This is a genomic window from Curtobacterium sp. MCLR17_054 (assembly GCF_003234335.2).
Classification (GTDB): Bacteria; Actinomycetota; Actinomycetes; order Actinomycetales; family Microbacteriaceae; genus Curtobacterium; species Curtobacterium flaccumfaciens.
The window spans coordinates 3556613-3573847 of record NZ_CP126263.1; the positions used below are offsets into that span (position 1 = coordinate 3556613).

General features: G+C 67.0%; 30 protein-coding genes. 2 read left to right on the top strand and 28 right to left on the bottom strand.

Annotated elements, in window-relative coordinates:
* Positions 1–34: 34 nt before the first annotated feature.
* The 5 genes from DEJ08_RS16845 to infA all read right to left on the bottom strand — a co-directional run bounded on the left by DEJ08_RS16845 (position 35) and on the right by infA (position 2613).
* Entirely contained in the window at positions 35–1030 is a 996-nt protein-coding gene (locus DEJ08_RS16845; RefSeq protein ID WP_017885506.1) for a DNA-directed RNA polymerase subunit alpha, read from the bottom strand.
* A 205-nt stretch (positions 1031–1235) separates the two neighbouring features.
* Positions 1236–1634, bottom strand: a complete 399-nt coding sequence (gene rpsK, locus DEJ08_RS16850; RefSeq protein ID WP_017885507.1) for a 30S ribosomal protein S11 — start codon at positions 1632–1634, stop codon at positions 1236–1238.
* Positions 1635–1643: 9 nt separating this feature from the next.
* Positions 1644–2018, bottom strand: a complete 375-nt coding sequence (gene rpsM, locus DEJ08_RS16855; protein WP_017885508.1) for a 30S ribosomal protein S13 — start codon at positions 2016–2018, stop codon at positions 1644–1646.
* 186 nt (positions 2019–2204) lie between these two features.
* Complete coding sequence (gene rpmJ, locus DEJ08_RS16860; protein ID WP_022903266.1) at positions 2205–2321, bottom strand: 50S ribosomal protein L36; 117 nt, start codon at positions 2319–2321, stop codon at positions 2205–2207.
* A 70-nt stretch (positions 2322–2391) separates the two neighbouring features.
* Positions 2392–2613, bottom strand: a complete 222-nt coding sequence (infA, locus tag DEJ08_RS16865) for a translation initiation factor IF-1 (RefSeq protein WP_017885509.1) — start codon at positions 2611–2613, stop codon at positions 2392–2394.
* A gap of 294 nt (positions 2614–2907) precedes the next feature.
* Here infA and DEJ08_RS16870 point away from each other — a divergent pair, with 294 nt between their 5' ends.
* Positions 2908–4203, top strand: coding sequence for an LCP family protein (locus DEJ08_RS16870; protein ID WP_111053731.1), 1296 nt, complete (start codon positions 2908–2910; stop codon positions 4201–4203).
* Positions 4204–4348: 145 nt separating this feature from the next.
* Here the strand turns inward: DEJ08_RS16870 and map are convergent, their stop codons facing one another.
* From map to rpsH, 9 genes are all read right to left on the bottom strand, one after another.
* The gene (map, locus tag DEJ08_RS16875; RefSeq protein WP_375342374.1) at positions 4349–5128 is read right to left on the bottom strand and encodes a type I methionyl aminopeptidase; all 780 of its coding nucleotides are present in this window, start codon (positions 5126–5128) and stop codon (positions 4349–4351) included.
* 59 nt (positions 5129–5187) lie between these two features.
* A complete protein-coding gene (locus DEJ08_RS16880) occupies positions 5188–5778 on the bottom strand; it encodes an adenylate kinase (RefSeq protein ID WP_110863215.1) in 591 nt (196 codons plus the stop codon).
* Positions 5775–7097: a preprotein translocase subunit SecY gene (gene secY / locus DEJ08_RS16885; protein ID WP_027466722.1), complete on the bottom strand. Its 1323-nt coding sequence runs from the start codon at positions 7095–7097 to the stop codon at positions 5775–5777. The genes DEJ08_RS16880 and secY overlap by 4 nt, the downstream gene beginning before the upstream one ends.
* A 147-nt stretch (positions 7098–7244) precedes the next feature.
* A complete protein-coding gene (gene rplO, locus DEJ08_RS16890) occupies positions 7245–7709 on the bottom strand; it encodes a 50S ribosomal protein L15 (protein WP_027466723.1) in 465 nt (154 codons plus the stop codon).
* Entirely contained in the window at positions 7706–7891 is a 186-nt protein-coding gene (gene rpmD / locus DEJ08_RS16895; RefSeq protein WP_017885515.1) for a 50S ribosomal protein L30, read from the bottom strand. Before rpmD ends, rplO begins: the two co-directional genes overlap by 4 nt.
* A complete protein-coding gene (gene rpsE / locus DEJ08_RS16900) occupies positions 7891–8739 on the bottom strand; it encodes a 30S ribosomal protein S5 (protein WP_071406161.1) in 849 nt (282 codons plus the stop codon). The genes rpmD and rpsE overlap by 1 nt, the downstream gene beginning before the upstream one ends.
* Positions 8736–9110, bottom strand: coding sequence for a 50S ribosomal protein L18 (gene rplR / locus DEJ08_RS16905; protein WP_027466725.1), 375 nt, complete (start codon positions 9108–9110; stop codon positions 8736–8738). Before rplR ends, rpsE begins: the two co-directional genes overlap by 4 nt.
* 2 nt (positions 9111–9112) lie before the next feature.
* Positions 9113–9649, bottom strand: coding sequence for a 50S ribosomal protein L6 (gene rplF / locus DEJ08_RS16910; protein WP_017885518.1), 537 nt, complete (start codon positions 9647–9649; stop codon positions 9113–9115).
* A gap of 6 nt (positions 9650–9655) precedes the next feature.
* Positions 9656–10054, bottom strand: coding sequence for a 30S ribosomal protein S8 (gene rpsH / locus DEJ08_RS16915; protein WP_017885519.1), 399 nt, complete (start codon positions 10052–10054; stop codon positions 9656–9658).
* Between rpsH and DEJ08_RS16920 the strand changes: the two genes are divergently transcribed.
* A complete protein-coding gene (locus tag DEJ08_RS16920; RefSeq protein WP_194622743.1) occupies positions 10026–10178 on the top strand; it encodes a hypothetical protein in 153 nt (50 codons plus the stop codon). The genes rpsH and DEJ08_RS16920 overlap by 29 nt on opposite strands.
* 29 nt (positions 10179–10207) lie before the next feature.
* On the opposite strand, the gene rplE is transcribed toward DEJ08_RS16920, so the two are convergent.
* Genes rplE through rpsJ form a run of 14 tightly spaced genes read right to left on the bottom strand, consistent with a single transcriptional unit; the run spans position 10208 to position 16903 of the window.
* Positions 10208–10798, bottom strand: a complete 591-nt coding sequence (gene rplE / locus DEJ08_RS16925; RefSeq protein ID WP_042537502.1) for a 50S ribosomal protein L5 — start codon at positions 10796–10798, stop codon at positions 10208–10210.
* A complete protein-coding gene (rplX, locus tag DEJ08_RS16930; protein WP_017885522.1) occupies positions 10798–11157 on the bottom strand; it encodes a 50S ribosomal protein L24 in 360 nt (119 codons plus the stop codon). Before rplX ends, rplE begins: the two co-directional genes overlap by 1 nt.
* 3 nt (positions 11158–11160) lie before the next feature.
* Positions 11161–11529: a 50S ribosomal protein L14 gene (gene rplN / locus DEJ08_RS16935; RefSeq protein ID WP_017885523.1), complete on the bottom strand. Its 369-nt coding sequence runs from the start codon at positions 11527–11529 to the stop codon at positions 11161–11163.
* A 31-nt stretch (positions 11530–11560) separates the two neighbouring features.
* Positions 11561–11845 (bottom strand): 30S ribosomal protein S17, encoded by a 285-nt coding sequence (rpsQ, locus tag DEJ08_RS16940; protein ID WP_017885524.1) that lies wholly within the window; start codon positions 11843–11845, stop codon positions 11561–11563.
* Positions 11845–12165, bottom strand: a complete 321-nt coding sequence (gene rpmC, locus DEJ08_RS16945; RefSeq protein WP_017885525.1) for a 50S ribosomal protein L29 — start codon at positions 12163–12165, stop codon at positions 11845–11847. Before rpmC ends, rpsQ begins: the two co-directional genes overlap by 1 nt.
* The gene (rplP, locus tag DEJ08_RS16950) at positions 12165–12584 is read right to left on the bottom strand and encodes a 50S ribosomal protein L16 (protein ID WP_017885526.1); all 420 of its coding nucleotides are present in this window, start codon (positions 12582–12584) and stop codon (positions 12165–12167) included. Before rplP ends, rpmC begins: the two co-directional genes overlap by 1 nt.
* Positions 12585–12586: 2 nt before the next feature.
* Positions 12587–13399 (bottom strand): 30S ribosomal protein S3, encoded by an 813-nt coding sequence (gene rpsC, locus DEJ08_RS16955; RefSeq protein ID WP_017885527.1) that lies wholly within the window; start codon positions 13397–13399, stop codon positions 12587–12589.
* Positions 13399–13791: a 50S ribosomal protein L22 gene (gene rplV, locus DEJ08_RS16960; protein WP_035809257.1), complete on the bottom strand. Its 393-nt coding sequence runs from the start codon at positions 13789–13791 to the stop codon at positions 13399–13401. Before rplV ends, rpsC begins: the two co-directional genes overlap by 1 nt.
* Positions 13792–13816: 25 nt before the next feature.
* Entirely contained in the window at positions 13817–14098 is a 282-nt protein-coding gene (gene rpsS, locus DEJ08_RS16965; protein WP_017885529.1) for a 30S ribosomal protein S19, read from the bottom strand.
* An 11-nt stretch (positions 14099–14109) separates the two neighbouring features.
* A complete protein-coding gene (rplB, locus tag DEJ08_RS16970) occupies positions 14110–14949 on the bottom strand; it encodes a 50S ribosomal protein L2 (RefSeq protein WP_027466728.1) in 840 nt (279 codons plus the stop codon).
* Between the two features lie 18 nt (positions 14950–14967).
* Positions 14968–15267, bottom strand: coding sequence for a 50S ribosomal protein L23 (gene rplW / locus DEJ08_RS16975; protein WP_027466729.1), 300 nt, complete (start codon positions 15265–15267; stop codon positions 14968–14970).
* A complete protein-coding gene (gene rplD / locus DEJ08_RS16980; RefSeq protein WP_027466730.1) occupies positions 15264–15923 on the bottom strand; it encodes a 50S ribosomal protein L4 in 660 nt (219 codons plus the stop codon). The genes rplW and rplD overlap by 4 nt, the downstream gene beginning before the upstream one ends.
* 2 nt (positions 15924–15925) lie before the next feature.
* The gene (rplC, locus tag DEJ08_RS16985) at positions 15926–16582 is read right to left on the bottom strand and encodes a 50S ribosomal protein L3 (protein WP_027466731.1); all 657 of its coding nucleotides are present in this window, start codon (positions 16580–16582) and stop codon (positions 15926–15928) included.
* Positions 16583–16594: 12 nt separating this feature from the next.
* Positions 16595–16903 (bottom strand): 30S ribosomal protein S10, encoded by a 309-nt coding sequence (gene rpsJ, locus DEJ08_RS16990; RefSeq protein ID WP_017885534.1) that lies wholly within the window; start codon positions 16901–16903, stop codon positions 16595–16597.
* Between the last annotated feature and the right edge of the window lie 332 nt (positions 16904–17235).

Here is a 17235-nt window from a genome sequence, read left to right on the forward strand (position 1 = left end):
CGCGGTGTCAGCGCGCTTGCGCGTGAGCGCGAGGTCAGTTGTTGGACTCGTCCTCGTCGTACCCGCTGTAGAAGTGGGCGCCGTCGAATCCGGGGACGGTGTCCTTGAGGGACAGGCCGAGCTCGGTGAGCTTGTCCTTGACCTCGTCCACCGACTTCTGACCGAAGTTGCGGATGTTCATGAGCTGCGTCTCCGACAGGGCGACGAGCTCGGACACCGTGTTGATGCCCTCCCGCTTCAGGCAGTTGTAGCTGCGGACCGACAGGTCGAGGTCCTCGATCGGGGTCTGCAGTTCGTTCGAGAGCACGGCGTCGACCGGCGCGGGGCCGATCTCGATGCCCTCTGCCGCCGTGTTGAGCTCGCGAGCGAGCCCGAACAGCTCGACCAGCGTGCGACCGGCCGACGCGATGGCGTCGCGCGGCGTGATGGCCGGCTTCGCTTCGACGTCGACGACCAGGCGGTCGAAGTCCGTGCGCTCACCGGCACGCGTCGCCTCGACGCGGTAGGTGACCTTCAGGACGGGCGAGTAGATCGAGTCGATCGGGATCTGACCGGCTTCGCTGAACTCGGAACGGTTCTGCGTCGCCGAGACGTAGCCACGGCCACGCTCGATCGTGAGCTCGAGCTCGAAGCGCGCGGTGTCGTTCAGGGTCGCGATGACGAGTTCCGGGTTGTGGATCTCGACGCCGGCCGGAGCGGAGATGTCCGCCGCGGTGACCTGACCGGCACCCTGCTTACGCAGGTACGCCGTGATGGGCTCGTCGTGCTCGCTGGAGACGACCAGGCTCTTGATGTTGAGGATGATCTCGGTGACGTCTTCCTTGACACCGGGAACGGTGCTGAACTCGTGGAGGACGCCGTCGATGCGGATGCTGGTGACAGCCGCGCCGGGGATCGAGGAGAGGAGCGTGCGGCGCAGCGAGTTGCCGAGGGTGTAACCGAAGCCCGGCTCGAGCGGCTCGATGACGAAGCGCGAGCGGTGCTCGGAGATCGGCTCCTCGGTCAGGGTGGGGCGCTGTGCAATGAGCACTGTGGGATTCCTTTCGGCGAAGTGTCCGCTATATGACACTTGGCGGTACGACGGGGCCGCATGGGCCCCGACGGGTCTGTTGAGTTGTGATCACGCGCACACACGTGCGCGATCGAACGACCAGGAATGGCCGCGGGCCCTGCCCGCCCTCGCCGGAACGGATCCGGTCAGGGGACGAGCAGGGCGCGGCCGGTTGCTCCTCGCGTCAGACGCGACGGCGCTTGGGCGGGCGGCACCCGTTGTGCGCCTGCGGCGTGACGTCGTTGATCGAGCCGACCTCGAGGCCAGCGGCCTGGAGGGAGCGGATCGCGGTCTCGCGACCCGAACCCGGGCCCTTCACGAAGACGTCGACCTTCTTGACGCCGTGCTCCTGCGCCTGACGCGCAGCGGACTCGGCAGCGAGCTGCGCCGCGAACGGCGTCGACTTGCGCGAACCCTTGAAGCCCACGGCACCCGAGGACGCCCAGCTGAGGACGGCACCCGACGGGTCGGTGATGCTGACGATCGTGTTGTTGAACGTGCTCTTGATGTGAGCCTGGCCCACAGCGACGTTCTTCTTCTCCTTGCGGCGCGGCTTGCGCGCGGCAGTCTTGGGGGTAGCCATCGGGGTCTCCTATCGAGCCTTCTTCTTGCCTGCCACGGTGCGCTTCGGTCCCTTGCGGGTACGAGCGTTGGTCTTGGTGCGCTGACCGCGCACCGGGAGACCACGACGGTGGCGAAGACCCTCGTAGCTGCCGATCTCGACCTTGCGGCGGATGTCGGCGGCGACCTCACGGCGGAGGTCACCCTCGACCTTGAAGTTGCCCTCGATGAAGTCACGGAGGGCGACGAGCTGGTCGTCGGTCAGGTCCTTGACGCGGATGTCACCGGAGATACCGGTCTCCGTCAGTGCCTGGACGGCGCGGGTACGGCCGACGCCGTAGATGTACGTGAGTGCGATCTCCACGCGCTTCTCGCGCGGGATGTCGACGCCTGCTAGACGTGCCATGTGATGGCTGCTCCTGTTGTCGATGGAGGTGTGGCGCAGTACCGGTGCTCGGGCCTCCGCCCCGAGGTGTCCCCCGGTCGTCGTGCGACCGGGTTCTGGTACTGCGTTGTCGATCTTCAGTTGTGGGTCGTGCTCGAGCAGCCTGGTGTCCGATGGACACCGTCGGCGCCGGTCACGCGCCCGGGACTAGCCCTGGCGCTGCTTGTGACGCGGGTTGCTCTTGCAGATCACCATGACGCGGCCCTTGCGGCGAATCACACGGCAGTGTTCGCAGATGGGCTTGACGCTGGGGTTGACCTTCATGGTTCTTTCCTCGTGCTCGCTGGCTTCGTGCTCGGCAGGATTGCCGTGCCGTTCCTTTCCAGCTCGCGGATCACTTGTAGCGGTAGACGATCCGGCCGCGGGTCAGGTCGTACGGGCTCAGCTCCACGATCACGCGGTCCTCGGGGAGGATGCGGATGTAGTGCTGGCGCATCTTCCCGGAGATGTGCGCGAGGACCTTGTGTCCGTTCGTCAGCTCAACGCGGAACATCGCGTTGGGCAGAGCTTCGAGCACCGAGCCTTCGATCTCGATGACGCCGTCTTTCTTGGCCATAGCCTCACTGTCGCTTGGTTGTGGAACAGGTGTGATCCCCGAACCGGTCTGCGGGTCGGTCGCCACACCCGAGAGGGCATGACACACCAAAGATCGATCTTATGTGGTAAACCCGCAATTGCCAAGTGGGGACGCGGAACACCCCACGTCTGGGGCTTCCGGGGCCGTGCCTGAGCGTTGCACAGTGGTTTGACGGCGCGCTCCGGGCGCACACATGCGCGCGAACCGTAGTTTTGCTCCGCAGCCACGTCCGTCGCACCCGCAGCTCGCGCCGGACCACCGAACGGAGAACACGTGCCCGACGCCATCCGACGCCCCTTCGCCAGCCACGGCAAGCAGGCCCGTCGCCGGGGTTGGGGCACGTTCGTCACCGTCGTCGCGTCCGCCGTCGCCGTCCTGCTCGTCAGCGGCACGAGCGTCGCCGCGATCGCCGGGGCACAGCTCGCCACCGCGCCGCAGACCGTCGCGCTGAGCACCGACGACCAGAGCACCGCGAAGACGGCGGACATCTCGGCGATCAAGGGCGGGGCGAACATCCTGCTCATCGGGAGCGACACCCGGGTCGGCCAGTTCGACTCCGACGAGGACGTCGAGGGCGCCCGCAACGACGTCACGATGCTCATCCACATCTCGGCGGACCACCAGCAGCTCACCGCGGTCAGCTTCCCCCGCGACCTGATGGTCCCCATCCCGGCCTGCACGAACCCCGCGACCGGCACGACCTACCCGGCTTCCACCTCGGCGATGTTCAACACCGCGCTCGGCAACGGCGGTGTCTCCTGCGTCGTGGACACGGTCGAGAACCTGACCGGCCTGAGCATCCCCTACGCCGGGCTCATCACGTTCGACGGCGTGATCGAGATGTCGAACGCCCTCGGCGGTGTGGACGTCTGCGTCGCCGAGCCGATCGACGACACGTTCACCGGCCTGCACCTCACGACGGGCTCGCACTCCCTCGAGGGCTCGGACGCCCTGGCCTTCCTGCGCACCCGCCACGGGGTCGGCGACGGCAGCGACCTCGCCCGCATCAGCTCGCAGCAGGTGTTCCTGTCGGCGCTCCTCCGCAAGGTCACCTCGGACGGCACGCTCTCGAACCCGATCACGCTCTACAAGCTGGCCGGCGCCGCCCTGTCCAACATGACGCTGTCCGACGGCCTGGCCCAGACCGGCACCCTCGTCAAGCTCGCGGCAGCCCTGCGCGGGATGAGCACGGCCAACATGCTCTTCGTGCAGTACCCGGTGGCCGACGACCCCGCCGACAGCGCCCGCGTGATCGTCGACCAGGAGACGGCCCACACACTGAACGTGGCGCTGCAGAACGACGTCCGGTCGTCGCTGAGCGACTCGAGCACCGGTCGCGCCTCCGAGGAGTCGCCGTCGAGCGGCGGGACGTCGAGCAGCACCGGGTCGTCCGGCTCCTCAGGGTCGTCCGGCACCTCGGGTTCGTCCGGGACCTCGTCGTCCGCCGGCACACCGTCGGCGACGTCGAGCGCGACCGCCACGCGGACGCCGACCGCGTCGGCGACGCCGCTGCCCTCGTCGATCACCGGGCAGAGCGCCTCCGAGGAGACCTGCTCCGTCGGCAACTGACGCGACGCCACGGCGCGTGCGCCCGGCGGTGGTCGGGTGGGTCCACGCGACGTCTTCGACGCGGCGGACGCCAGCCGGGCCTCCCGGCCGTCGCATCGTACGGAGACACCCAGCGTGGGCACCGCGTGCGGACTGGAGGCCCGTCCTACGGGATCGGGACGGGCGTCACACCCAGCGGGGCCAGGCCCCGAGCGCCGCCGTCGGCGGCCGTGAGCACCCAGATGCCGGCCGCGTGCACCGCGACGCTGTGCTCCCAGTGCGCGGCGTCCGAGCCGTCGAGCGTCCGGACCGTCCACTCGTCGTCGTCCGTCGAGCTGTTGATGGCGCCGGCCGTGACCATCGGCTCGATGGCGACCACCAGCCCCGGCTTGACGGCAGGGCCGGCGCCACGGACGCGGTAGTTGAAGACCGGCGGTTCCTCGTGCATCGACCGGCCGATGCCGTGGCCGGTGTAGTCCTCGACGATGCCCCACGCACCGGTCTCGTCGATCGCGTCCTCCACGGCGGAGCCGACCTCGTGCAGGTTCTTCGCGTGGGCGAGCGCGGAGATGCCGTGCCAGAGCGACCGCTCGGTCGTGTCGCAGAGCGTCTGACGGGCTGCGGTGACCGCAGCGTCGCCGCCGGGCACGACGGTCGTGAACGCGCTGTCGCCGTTCCAGCCGTCGACCTCGGCGCCGGCGTCCACCGACACGATGTCGCCGGGCGCGAGCACGCGCTCACCGGGGATCCCGTGCACGATCTCGTCGTTCACCGACACGCACAGCGTGTGGCGGTAGCCGGGCACGAGCTGGAAGTTCGGGACTCCACCGCCGTCCCGGATGGTGCGCTCGGCGATCGCATCGAGTTCACCGGTGGTGATCCCGGGGCGGATCGCTGCACGGACGGCGTCGAGCGCCTCGGCGGTCAGCAGACCCGGCCGGACCATCGCCCGGAGCTCGTCCGGGGTCTTGTAGATCGAGGGCTTCTTGAACCGCACCACGCTGGTCAGACGGTCGCGGAGAGCCCGCGGCCCGCCAGTGCCGTCTGGATGCGGTCGCCGACCTCGTCGATGGCGCCGAGGCCGTCGACGTCGACGACGAGGCCACGCTCGCCGTACGCCGCCACGATGGGCGCCGTCTGCTCGGCGTAGACCTGCTGGCGACGACGGATCGTCTCCTCGTTGTCGTCGCTGCGGCCCTGGTCCTCGGCGCGCTTGAGCAGGCGACCGACGAGCTCGTCCTGGTCGGCGACGAGCTGCACGACGGCGTCGATCCCGGTGCCCTGCTCAGCGAGCAGTGCGTCGAGGTACTCGACCTGACCGACCGTGCGCGGGTAGCCGTCCAGCAGGAAGCCGTGCTCGGCATCGGGCTCCTGCAGGCGGGACTTCACGAGCTCGTTCGTCAGGGAGTCCGGCACGTAGTCGCCGGCGTCCATGATCGCCTTCGCCTGCACACCGAGGGGCGTGCCCTCTGCCACGTTCTTGCGGAAGATGTCCCCGGTCGAGATCGCGGGGATCCCGAAGGAGTCGGCGATGCGGCCGGCCTGGGTGCCCTTCCCGGCTCCGGGAGGTCCGACGATGATGAGACGTGCGCTCAACGGAGAAGCCCTTCGTAGTGACGCTGCTGCAGCTGCGAGTCGATCTGCTTCACGGTCTCGAGACCGACACCCACGATGATGAGGATGCTCGCGCCACCGAACGGGAAGTTCTGGTTCGCGCCGAACAGCGCCAGTGCTGCCAGCGGGATGAGCGCGATGAGACCGAGGTAGAGCGAGCCGGGCAGCGTCACCCGGGTGAGGACGTAGTCGAGGTACTCGGCGGTCGGACGACCGGCACGGATGCCGGGGATGAACCCGCCGTACTTCTTCATGTTGTCGGCGACCTCTTCGGGGTTGAAGGTGATCGCCACGTAGAAGTACGTGAACCCGACGATGAGCAGGAAGTACAGGACCATGTAGAACCAGTTGTCACCCGAGGTCAGGTTGTTCTGGATCCAGGTCACCCACGCGGCCGGCTCGGAACCGTCCGAGGGCTGGTTGAACTGCGCGATCAGGGCCGGCAGGTACAGCAGCGACGAGGCGAAGATGACGGGCACGACGCCGGCCATGTTCACCTTGATCGGGATGTAGGTGTTGTTGCCGCCGTACGTCCGCCGCCCGACCATGCGCTTGGCGTACTGCACAGGGATCCGCCGCTGTGACTGCTCGACGAACACGACGGCCATCATGATCACGAGTCCGACCAGGATCACGAACAGGAAGAGCTCGAACGACTGCGACTGCTCGATCGCCCAGAGCGCCGACGGGAACTGCGCCGCGATCGACGTGAAGATCAGGAGCGACATGCCGTTGCCGATGCCGCGCTCGGTGACGAGCTCGCCCATCCACATGATGAGGCCGGTACCGGCGGTCAGCGTGACGACCATCAGCATGATGGCGTACCAGCTGTCGTTCGAGATGATCGACGTGCAGGACGCGGAGGCGTTGGTGCCGAACAGGGCGCCGGAGCGGGCGACCGTGATCAGGGTCGTGGACTGCAGGACACCGAGCGCGATCGTGAGGTAGCGCGTGTACTGCGTCAGCTTGGCCTGGCCCGACTGGCCCTCCTTGTAGAGGGTGTCGAAGTGCGGGATGACCACACGCAGCAGCTGCACGATGATCGACGACGTGATGTACGGCATGATGCCGAGCGCGAAGACCGAGAGCTTCAGCAGCGCGCCGCCGGAGAAGAGGTTGATGAGGTCGTAGAGACCGCCGGAGGACGACGCGCTGGCGAGACAGCTCTGCACGGCGGCGTAGTCGACGAACGGTGCCGGGATGTACGACCCGAGACGGAACAGCGCGATGATCGCGAGGGTGAAGCCGATCTTCTTGCGAAGATCAGGGGTGCGCATGATGCGCGCGACCGCTCTGAACACGATGACTCCGAACTTGTGGGACCGGGGCCGTCGATCGCGGCCGGACCGGTTTCGGTCGGCAGGGCCGACCCGGCTGGCGGATGCCGGCCACTGTCAAGGAAACCGTAACGGCGGCCCGTGCGCAAACGCACGGGCCGCCGACGGGGGTTACTGGGAGACGGTGCCGCCAGCAGCCACGATCTTCTCGGCGGCGGACGCCGAGACCTTGTCGACCGTGACCGTGATCTTCACGGTGATGTCACCCTGACCGAGAACCTTGACCTTCTCGTTCTTGCGGACGGCGCCCTTGGCGACCAGGCCCGCAACGGTGACGTCGCCACCATCGGGGTAGAGCTCCGAGATCTTGTCCAGGTTCACGACCTGGTACTCGACCCGGAACGGGTTCTTGAACCCGCGGAGCTTCGGGGTGCGCATGTGCAGCGGCATCTGCCCACCCTCGAAGCCGACCCGGACCTGGTAACGGGCCTTCGTGCCCTTGGTACCACGCCCAGCGGTCTTGCCCTTCGAGCCCTCACCGCGACCAACACGGGTGCGGTCCTTCTTGGCGCCCTCTGCAGGACGGAGGTGGTGCAGCTTCAGCACCTGCACGCGCTCGTTCTTCTCGTCGCTCATGCGTCGACCTCCTCGACCTTCACGAGGTGCGCCACCGTCGCGATGTACCCGCGGTTCTGGGAGTTGTCCTCACGCTCGACCGAACGGCCGATGCGCTTGAGGCCCAGGCTGCGCAGGGTGTCGCGCTGGTACTGCTTCTCGCTGATAACGGACTTGATCTGCGTGATCTTCAGCATCGCCATCACGCACCTGCCTTCTCGGTCGCGGCACGCAGGGCTGCGGCCTCGGCCTGGAGCAGACGGGCCGGGACGACCCGCTCGACGTCGAGGCCACGACGGCTCGCGACGGCGCGGGGCTCCTCGAGCTGCTTCAGGGCCTCGACGGTCGCGTGCACGATGTTGATGGTGTTCGACGAGCCGAGCGACTTGCTCAGGACGTCGTGGATGCCGGCGCACTCGAGCACGGCGCGGACCGGACCACCGGCGATGACACCGGTACCGGGGCCGGCCGGACGCAGGAGGACGACGCCAGCGGCGGCTTCACCCTGCACCGGGTGCGGGATCGTGTTGCCGACGCGGGGGACGCGGAAGAAGTTCTTCTTCGCCTCTTCGACACCCTTGGAGATCGCCGTGGGGACCTCCTTGGCCTTGCCGTAGCCGACGCCCACGAGGCCGTTGCCGTCACCGACGACGACGAGCGCCGTGAAGCTGAAGCGACGACCACCCTTGACGACCTTCGAGACGCGGTTGATGGTCACCACGCGCTCGAGGAACTGGCTGTCGCCACCGCGGTTGTTGCGGTCGCGGCCCTGCTGACGGTCACGACCGCCACCACGACGGCCACGGTTGTCAGCGGAGTCGCGGTTGTTCGACGCGGAGCCCGCGGCGGTCTCGACCGGACGCTCGGCGACGGCAGGTGCCTCCGCCTCCTTGCCGGTCTTGGCGCCCTCGGTGGTCGCCTCGGCGGTTGCGTCGGTGGCCGTGGCCTCCGTGCTCGCCTCGGTGGTCTCCGTGGTCTCGACAGCCTCGGTCTCCGTGGCCTCGACGGCCTCGGTCTTGGCGTCTTCGTTGGTGTTCGCGTTGTCGCTCACAGGTTCAGCCCTCCTTCACGGGCACCATCGGCGATCGCGGCGACGCGACCGGCGTACTTGCTGCCACCGCGGTCGAAGACCACGGCCTCGACGCCAGCCGACTTCGCGCGCTCGGCGAGGAGCTCACCGACGCGACGGGCCTTGGCGGTCTTGTCGCCGTCGAACGAGCGGAGGTCTGCCTCCATCGTCGAGGCGCTTGCGAGGGTGTGACCCTTCGAGTCGTCGATGACCTGCACGAACACGTGACGCGACGAGCGGGTGACGGCGAGACGGGGACGAGCCTCGGTGCCGGTGATCTTCTTGCGGAGACGGTTGTGACGACGCGCCTTGGCGGCCGCCTTGCTCTTGCCTCGTGTCTTGAGGAGTCCCATGATCACTTACCTGACTTTCCGGCCTTGCGGCGCACGTTCTCGCCGGCGTAACGGACACCCTTGCCCTTGTAGGGCTCGGGCTTCCGGAGCTTCCGGATGTTCGCGGCGACCTCGCCGACAGCCTGCTTGTCGATACCGGCGACGGTGACCTTGTTGTTGCCCTCCACCGCGAAGCTGATGCCCGCCGGCGGCTCGACCGTGATCGAGTGGGAGTACCCGAGGGCGAACTCGAGGTTCGAGCCCTTGGCCGCGACACGGTAACCCGTACCGACCACCTCGAGGCCCTTGGTGTAGCCCTGGGTCACGCCGATGATGTTGTTGGCGATGAGGGTCCGGGTCAGTCCGTGGAGCGAACGCGACTCGCGCTCGTCGTCCGGACGGGTGACGAGGACCTGGTTCTCCTCGACCTTGGCCTGGATGGGCTCAGCGATGACGAGCGCGAGCTCGCCCTTCGGGCCCTTGACCGCCACGTTCTGACCGTCAACGGAGACGGTGACGCCGGCGGGGATGTCGATGGGGAGACGTCCGATTCGTGACATTGTCGATCACCACACGTAGGCGAGGACTTCCCCACCCACGCCCTTCTGCTCGGCTTCGCGGTCGGTCAGGAGGCCGGAGGAGGTCGAGAGGATCGCCACGCCGAGGCCACCGAGGACCTGGGGGATCTCCGTCGACTTCGCGTAGACCCGGAGGCCCGGCTTCGAGACGCGCTTGATGCCGGCGATCGAACGCTCGCGCTCGGGGCCGTACTTCAGGTCGATGGTGAGGGTCTGCCCGACTCGGGCGTCCTCCACCTTCCACTCGCTGATGTAGCCCTCACGCTTGAGGATGTCGGCGATGTTCTTCTTGAGCTTGGAGCTCGGGAGCGCGACTGCGTCGTGGTGCGCGGAGTTCGCGTTCCGCAATCTGGTCAGCATGTCTGCGACCGGATCGGTCATCGTCATGATGTTCGTCCATTTCTCGCCTGGTTTCGACACCCGTTCCACGAATGCCGACCTGAGCGATCGAGTGATCCCGGGGCGGTTCCCCGAGATCGGTGTGTTCGTGCGTGCGGGCCGGAGGACGTGAATCCTCCGGCCCGCACCGCCCGAAGTAGTTTAGACCGTCTGCTCGTTGGAGCGGAACGGGAAGCCGAGCTGGCGGAGCAGCGCGCGTCCCTCGTCGTCCGTCTTCGCGGTGGTGACGACAGTGATGTCGAAGCCGCGGACACGGTCGATGCGGTCCTGGTCGATCTCGTGGAACACGGACTGCTCCGTGAGACCGAACGTGTAGTTGCCGTTGCCGTCGAACTGCTTGTCGCTGAGACCGCGGAAGTCGCGGATGCGGGGCAGTGCGAGCGTCACCAGGCGGTCCAGGAACTCCCACGCGCGGTCACCACGGAGGGTGACGTGCGCGCCGATGGCCTGACCCTCGCGCAGCTTGAACTGTGCGATGGACTTGCGGGCGATGTTGACCTGGGGCTTCTGACCCGTGATCGCCGTGAGGTCCTTGATGGCCCCCTCGATGATCTTGGAGTCACGAGCGGCCTCGCCGACACCGGTGTTCACGACGACCTTGACCAGGCCGGGGACCTGGTTGACGTTCGCGTAACCGAACTGCTCGGTGAGGGCCGTCTTGATCTCGGCCAGGTACTTCTGCTTGAGGCGCGGCTGGATCTTGCCAGCGGGCGCAGCAGTCGTGTCAGTCATCAGAGCTTCTCACCAGACTTCTTCGCGTAGCGGACACGGACGGTCTTCTTGACGCCGTCCTTCTCCACCTCTTCGGTGCGGAAGCCGACACGCGTCGGCTTCTTCGTCTTCGGGTCGACGAGTGCGACGTTCGAGACGTGGATCGAGGCTTCGTGCTGCTCGATGCCACCGGTCTTCGAACCACGCTGCGTCTGACCGACGCGGACGTGCTTCGTGACGAAGTTCACGCCCTCGACGACGACGCGGTTCTTGTCCTTGAGGACCTCGATGACCTTGCCCTGCTTGCCACGGTCGCCGCCACGCTCCTGCGTCGCGCCCGTGATGACCTGGACGAGGTCACCCTTCTTGATGTTCGCCATGGCTTACAGCACCTCCGGCGCGAGCGAGATGATCTTCATGAACTTCTTGTCACGGAGCTCGCGACCGACCGGACCGAAGATGCGCGTACCGCGCGGGTCGCCGTCGGCCTTGAGGATCACTGCCGCGTTCTCGTCGAACTTGATGTAGGAGCCGTCCTGACGACGGGTCTCCTTCTTGGTGCGAACGATGACTGCCTTGACGACGTCACCCTTCTTCACGTTGCCGCCGGGGATGGCGTCCTTCACCGTGGCGACGATGACGTCACCGAGGCCGGCGTAGCGACGACCCGAGCCACCGAGCACGCGGATGGTCAAGATCTCCTTGGCACCCGTGTTGTCGGCGACCTTCAGGCGGGATTCCTGCTGAATCACTGCTGTCTCCTATTCCGAAGCAGGCCGAGGCCTACTTGGCCTTCTCGAGGATCTCGACCAGGCGCCAGCGCTTGGAGGCGCTGAGGGGACGGGTCTCGCTGATCACGACGAGGTCGCCGACACCAGCGGTGCCGAGCTCGTCGTGGGCCTTCACCTTGGACGTACGACGGATGATCTTGCCGTAGAGCGCGTGCTTCACGCGGTCCTCGACCTCGACCACGATGGTCTTGTCCATCTTGTCGCTCGTCACGTAGCCGCGACGCGTCTTGCGGTAGCCGCGAGTGAGGGCGGCGGAGTTCTTCTCTTCGTTCGCCATTACTTCTCCTCGGCGGTCTCGGCCTCGGTCGACTCGGCCGGCTTGTCAGCCTTCTTCGTCGTCTTCTTGGCCTTGGGGGCGGTCTCGACGGGCGCGGGAGTGGCACGGATGCCGAGCTCGCGCTCGCGGAGGACGGTGTAGATGCGGGCGATGTCGCGCTTGACGGCACGGAGACGACCGTGGCTCTCCAGCTGGCCGGTGGCCGACTGGAAGCGGAGGTTGAAGAGTTCCTCCTTGGCCTTCTTCAGCTCGTCAGCGAGACGCTCGTTCTCGAACGTGTCGAGCTCCGTCGGACGGAGCTCCTTGGAACCGATCGCCATTATGCGTCGCCCTCCTCGCGCTTGATGATGCGTGCCTTGAGGGGCAGCTTGTGGATTGCACGAGTCAACGCCTCACGGGCGATCTCCTCGCTGACGCCGGAGAGCTCGAAGAGCACCCGGCCCGGCTTCACGTTCGCGACCCACCACTCGGGCGAACCCTTACCGGAACCCATGCGGGTCTCGGCGGGCTTCTTGGTCAGCGGACGGTCCGGGTAGATGTTGATCCAGACCTTGCCACCACGCTTGATGTGACGCGTCATGGCGATACGAGCGGACTCGATCTGACGGTTGGTCACGTACGCCGGGGTGAGGGCCTGGATGCCGTAGTCGCCGAAGCTGACCTTGGTACCACCGGTGGCCTGACCCGAACGCTTCGGGTGGTGCTGCTTGCGGTGCTTGACTCGACGGGGAATAAGCATGGTTACGCCTCAACTCCTGCGCCGGCAGGCGCGTCCTGCGGGGCCTGCTGCGGACGACGGTCACCGCGGTCGCCGCCACGACGGTCGCCGCCACGGTCGCCACGCTCACCGCGCGGGCCGCCACGACGCTCCGGGCGCGACGAACGCTGGTTCGCCTGCTCGCGAGCGAGCTCCTTGTTCGTGATGTCGCCCTTGTAGATCCAGACCTTCACGCCGATGCGGCCGAACGTGGTCCGGGCCTCGTAGAAGCCGTAGTCGATGTTCGCGCGGAGGGTGTGCAGCGGCACACGGCCTTCGCGGTAGAACTCCGAACGCGACATCTCGGCGCCGCCGAGACGACCCGACACCTGGATGCGGACACCCTTGGCGCCGGCGCGCTGTGCACCCTGCAGGCCCTTGCGCATGGCGCGACGGAACGCGACACGAGCGGAGAGCTGCTCGGCGATGCCCTGCGCGACGAGCTGGGCCTCGGTCTCGGGGTTCTTGACCTCGAGGATGTTCAGCTGGATCTGCTTCTTGGTGAGCTTCTCGAGCTCACCGCGAACGCGCTCCGCCTCGGCGCCGCGGCGGCCGATGACGATGCCCGGACGAGCCGTGTGGATGTCCACGCGGACACGGTCACGGGTGCGCTCGAGCTCGATGCGTGCGACGCCGGCGCGGTCGAGGGTCTTCTTCAGGTACTCGCGCACCTTGATGTCCTCGGCCACGTAGTCGGCGTAACGCTGACCGGCCTTCTTGCTGTCGGTGAACCAGTGCGAGACGTGGTCCGTCGTGATCCCGAGACGGAAGCCGTACGGGTTGACCTTCTGGCCCATTACTTGCTCGCCTTCTTGCTCGTCGCGGCAACCTCGGCCTCGTCGGGCGTCGCGAGGACGACCGTGATGTGGCTGGTGCGCTTGTTGATGCGGAAGGCGCGGCCCTGGGCGCGCGGCTGGAACCGCTTCAGGGTCGTGCCCTCGTCGACGAAGACGCGGCTCACGTAGAGGTCGCGCTCGTCGAGGAAGCTGTTCGTCGAGTCCGCCTTGACCCGTGCGTTCGCGATCGCCGAGGCGACCAGCTTGTACACGGGCTCCGAAGCGCCCTGGGGGGCGAACTTCAGGATGGCGAGGGCCTCGTGGGCCTGCTTGCCGCGGATCAGCTCGATGACGCGACGGGCCTTCTGAGGCGTGACGCGGATGTGTCGCACGCGTGCGATCGACTCCACCATTTCGTTCCTCCTCTGCGTCGCCGCCTCAGCGGCGACGGCCCTTCTTGTCGTCCTTCACGTGACCACGGAAGGTGCGGGTCGGCGCGAACTCGCCGAGCTTGTGACCGACCATCGACTCGGTGACGAACACCGGGATGTGCTTGCGGCCGTCGTGGACGGCGATCGTGTGCCCGAGCATGTTCGGGACGATCATCGACCGACGCGACCACGTACGGATCACGTTCTTGGTGTTGGCCTCGTTCTGCGTGACGACCTTGCGGAGCAGGTGCTCGTCGACGAAGGGGCCCTTCTTCAGACTGCGTGGCATCTTCTGAACTCCTACTTGCGCTTCTTGCCGGCGTTACGGCGACGGACGATGAGCTTGTCGCTCGGCTTGTTCGGCTTGCGCGTACGGCCCTCGGACTGGCCCCAGGGGCTGACCGGGTGACGACCACCGGACGTCTTGCCCTCACCACCACCGTGCGGGTGGTCGACCGGGTTCATGGCGACACCACGGACGGTCGGGCGGACGCCCTTCCAGCGCATGCGGCCGGCCTTGCCCCAGTTGATGTTCGACTGCTCGGCGTTGCCGACCTCGCCGATCGTGGCGCGGCAGCGTGCGTCGACGTTGCGGACCTCGCCCGACGGCAGACGGAGCTGCGCGTAGGGGCCGTCCTTGGCGACGAGACGCACCGAGGCGCCGGCGGAGCGGGCCATCTTGGCGCCGCCACCGGGGCGGAGCTCGATGGCGTGCACGACGGTACCCACGGGGATGTTGCGCAGCGGCAGGTTGTTGCCGGGCTTGATGTCGGCGCCGGGGCCCTGCTCGATGACGTCGCCCTGCTTCAGCTTGTTCGGCGCGATGATGTACCGCTTCGTGCCGTCCACGTAGTGCAGGAGCGCGATGCGCGCAGTGCGGTTGGGGTCGTACTCGATGTGAGCGACCTTGGCGTCGACGCCGTCCTTGTCGGAGCGACGGAAGTCGATCACGCGGTACTGGCGCTTGTGGCCACCACCGATGTGACGCGTGGTGATACGGCCGGAGCTGTTGCGACCACCGGTCTTCGGCAGCGGACGAAGCAGTGACTTCTCCGGAGTCGAACGGGTGATCTCAGCGAAGTCGGCGACCGACGAGCCGCGACGACCGGGGGTCGTCGGCTTGTAGTTACGAATAGCCATGATTTATCCCTCTGGTCCTCAGCCGACAGCCGTGAAGATGTCGATCGAACCGGACTTGAGCGTCACGATGGCGCGCTTGGTGTCCTTGCGCTTGCCGAGACCGAACTTGGTGCGACGGGTCTTGCCCGGGCGGTTCAGCGTGTTGATGCTCGCGACCTTGACGTCGAAGATCTTCTCGATGGCGAGCTTGATCTCGGTCTTGTTCGAGCGGGGGTCCACGATGAACGTGTACTTGCCCTGGTCGATGAGCGCGTAGCTCTTCTCCGAGACGACCGGCGAGATGATGACGTCGCGCGGGTCCTTGTTGAAGCCGCTCATGCGGTGATCTCCTTCGCGGTCTTCGACGCGATGAAGGCGTCGAGGGCGCTCTTGCTGAAGACGACGGCGTCCGAACGCAGCACGTCGTAGGCGTTGAGCTGGCCGTACGAGAGCGCGTGGACGTTCGACAGGTTGCGGATCGACTTGAGCGTCAGCTCGTCGTCCGTCTCGAGCACGACGAGCACGTTCTTGACGGGCGCGACCTTCTCGAGGAGCGTGCGGGCGGTCTTGGTCGACGGCAGTTCAGCCGCGACGAAGCCCTCCACAGCGGAGATGCGGCCACCGCGGGCGCGGTCCGAGAGCGAGCCGAGCAGAGCAGCGGCGATCATCTTCTTCGGGGTGCGCTGCGAGTAGTCGCGCGGGGTCGGTCCGTGGACGACGCCACCGCCGGTGTGCTCCGGAGCACGGACGGAACCCTGACGGGCGCGGCCGGTGCCCTTCTGCTTGAACGGCTTGCGACCGGCACCGCGGACTTCGCCACGGTTCTTGGTCTTGTGGGTGCCCTGACGCGCGGCTGCGAGCTGCGCGGTGACGACCTGGTGGATCAGCGGGACGTTGGTCTCGACGTCGAAGAGAGCTGCGGGGAGCTCGACGGTGCCGGACTTGGCACCCGATGCGTCGAGGACGTCGATCGTGGTTGCGGTCGTGGTGGCCATGATCACTTACCCTTCACGGCGGTGCGGACGAAGACGGAGCGGCCACGAGCACCGGGGACGGCGCCCTTGACGAGCAGCAGACCCTTCTCGGCGTCGACGGCGTGCACCGTGAGGTTGAGGACGGTCACGCGGTCGCCACCCATACGACCAGCCATGCGCATGCCCTTGAAGACGCGCGACGGGGTCGAGGAAGCACCGATCGAGCCGGGCTTGCGGTGGTTGCGGTGCGCACCGTGCGAGGCGCCGACGCCGTGGAAGCCGTGGCGCTTCATGACACCGGCGAAGCCCTTGCCCTTGGAGGTACCGACGACGTCGACCTTCTGGCCCGCCGTGAACGTGCCGTCCACGGTGAGCTCCTGGCCGAGCGTGTACTCAGCGGAGTCGTTGGTACGGATCTCGGTGAGGGTGCGACGCGGGGTCACGCCAGCGGCCTCGAAGTGGCCAGCGGCCGGCTTGTTGACCTTGCGCGGGTCGATGGCGCCGGCGGCGATCTGGATCGCCTCGTAGCCGTCGCGCTCAGCGTTGCGGATCTGGGTGACCACGTTCGGGCCGACCTCGATGACGGTGACGGGGATGAACTTGTTGTTCTCGTCCCACACCTGGGTCATCCCGAGCTTCTTGCCGAGGAGGCCCTTGACGGTCTTGGTTGAGTTCGCCATTGGTCAGCCCCCTTACAGCTTGATCTCGATGTTGACGTCTGCCGGCAGGTCGAGTCGCATGAGCGAGTCCACGGCCTTCGGCGTCGGGTCGACGATGTCGATGACCCGCTTGTGCGTGCGCTTCTCGAAGTGCTCGCGCGAGTCCTTGTACTTGTGAGGGGAACGGATCACTGCGATCACGTTCTTCTCGGTGGGGAGCGGCACCGGGCCGACCACGGTTGCACCGGCACGGGTCACCGTGTCGACGATCTTCCGGGCCGACGTGTCGATGACCTCGTGGTCATACGACTTGAGCCGGATGCGGATCTTCTGTCCCGCCATGTGTCTCTTGTCCTCTCTGCGCCGCGCACCCTCTGGCCGCCTGACGCCGCTCGGTTCCGCATTCCTGCGGACCGTGCTGTTTTCCTGAACCAACCGGCCGCATCCACTGGGGATGACCGCTGTTCACCTGTCAACCTCGCGGGCGACCGTGGCCGTCCAGCGTGGGCAATCGACTGCCTCGTGCTCCGGGCGCAGCAGTGGTACACCGCGTCCGTCACCCTTCGGGGAGTCGTGTTCTGCTGCCTGCGGCCCAACCCAGCCCTGCTGAACAAGGGGGTTGTGCACTGCCAGAGCAGTGATCCTGTGGGCGTACACCCACGGGGAATTCGGAA

Excerpts from the sequence above, each read along its gene's own strand:
- rpsK (WP_017885507.1), bottom strand. The coding sequence starts at position 1,634 with ATGGCTACCCCCAAGACTGCCGCGCGCAAGCCGCGCCGCAAGGAGAAG.
- rpsM (WP_017885508.1), bottom strand. The coding sequence starts at position 2,018 with ATGGCACGTCTAGCAGGCGTCGACATCCCGCGCGAGAAGCGCGTGGAG.
- rpmJ (WP_022903266.1), bottom strand. The coding sequence starts at position 2,321 with ATGAAGGTCAACCCCAGCGTCAAGCCCATCTGCGAACACTGCCGTGTG.
- infA (WP_017885509.1), bottom strand. The coding sequence starts at position 2,613 with ATGGCCAAGAAAGACGGCGTCATCGAGATCGAAGGCTCGGTGCTCGAA.
- map (WP_375342374.1), bottom strand. The coding sequence starts at position 5,128 with ATGGTCCGGCCGGGTCTGCTGACCGCCGAGGCGCTCGACGCCGTCCGT.
- rplO (WP_027466723.1), bottom strand. The coding sequence starts at position 7,709 with ATGAGCGACGAGAAGAACGAGCGCGTGCAGGTGCTGAAGCTGCACCAC.
- rpmD (WP_017885515.1), bottom strand. The coding sequence starts at position 7,891 with ATGGCGATGCTGAAGATCACGCAGATCAAGTCCGTTATCAGCGAGAAG.
- rplR (WP_027466725.1), bottom strand. The coding sequence starts at position 9,110 with ATGGGACTCCTCAAGACACGAGGCAAGAGCAAGGCGGCCGCCAAGGCG.
- rplF (WP_017885518.1), bottom strand. The coding sequence starts at position 9,649 with ATGTCACGAATCGGACGTCTCCCCATCGACATCCCCGCCGGCGTCACC.
- DEJ08_RS16920 (WP_194622743.1), top strand. The coding sequence starts at position 10,026 with ATGTCTGCGACCGGATCGGTCATCGTCATGATGTTCGTCCATTTCTCG.
- rpsH (WP_017885519.1), bottom strand. The coding sequence starts at position 10,054 with ATGACGATGACCGATCCGGTCGCAGACATGCTGACCAGATTGCGGAAC.
- rplE (WP_042537502.1), bottom strand. The coding sequence starts at position 10,798 with ATGACTGACACGACTGCTGCGCCCGCTGGCAAGATCCAGCCGCGCCTC.
- rplX (WP_017885522.1), bottom strand. The coding sequence starts at position 11,157 with ATGGCGAACATCAAGAAGGGTGACCTCGTCCAGGTCATCACGGGCGCG.
- rpsQ (WP_017885524.1), bottom strand. The coding sequence starts at position 11,845 with ATGGCGAACGAAGAGAAGAACTCCGCCGCCCTCACTCGCGGCTACCGC.
- rpmC (WP_017885525.1), bottom strand. The coding sequence starts at position 12,165 with ATGGCGATCGGTTCCAAGGAGCTCCGTCCGACGGAGCTCGACACGTTC.
- rplP (WP_017885526.1), bottom strand. The coding sequence starts at position 12,584 with ATGCTTATTCCCCGTCGAGTCAAGCACCGCAAGCAGCACCACCCGAAG.
- rpsC (WP_017885527.1), bottom strand. The coding sequence starts at position 13,399 with ATGGGCCAGAAGGTCAACCCGTACGGCTTCCGTCTCGGGATCACGACG.
- rplV (WP_035809257.1), bottom strand. The coding sequence starts at position 13,791 with ATGGTGGAGTCGATCGCACGCGTGCGACACATCCGCGTCACGCCTCAG.
- rpsS (WP_017885529.1), bottom strand. The coding sequence starts at position 14,098 with ATGCCACGCAGTCTGAAGAAGGGCCCCTTCGTCGACGAGCACCTGCTC.
- rplB (WP_027466728.1), bottom strand. The coding sequence starts at position 14,949 with ATGGCTATTCGTAACTACAAGCCGACGACCCCCGGTCGTCGCGGCTCG.
- rplW (WP_027466729.1), bottom strand. The coding sequence starts at position 15,267 with ATGAGCGGCTTCAACAAGGACCCGCGCGACGTCATCATCTCGCCGGTC.
- rplD (WP_027466730.1), bottom strand. The coding sequence starts at position 15,923 with ATGGCCACCACGACCGCAACCACGATCGACGTCCTCGACGCATCGGGT.
- rplC (WP_027466731.1), bottom strand. The coding sequence starts at position 16,582 with ATGGCGAACTCAACCAAGACCGTCAAGGGCCTCCTCGGCAAGAAGCTC.
- rpsJ (WP_017885534.1), bottom strand. The coding sequence starts at position 16,903 with ATGGCGGGACAGAAGATCCGCATCCGGCTCAAGTCGTATGACCACGAG.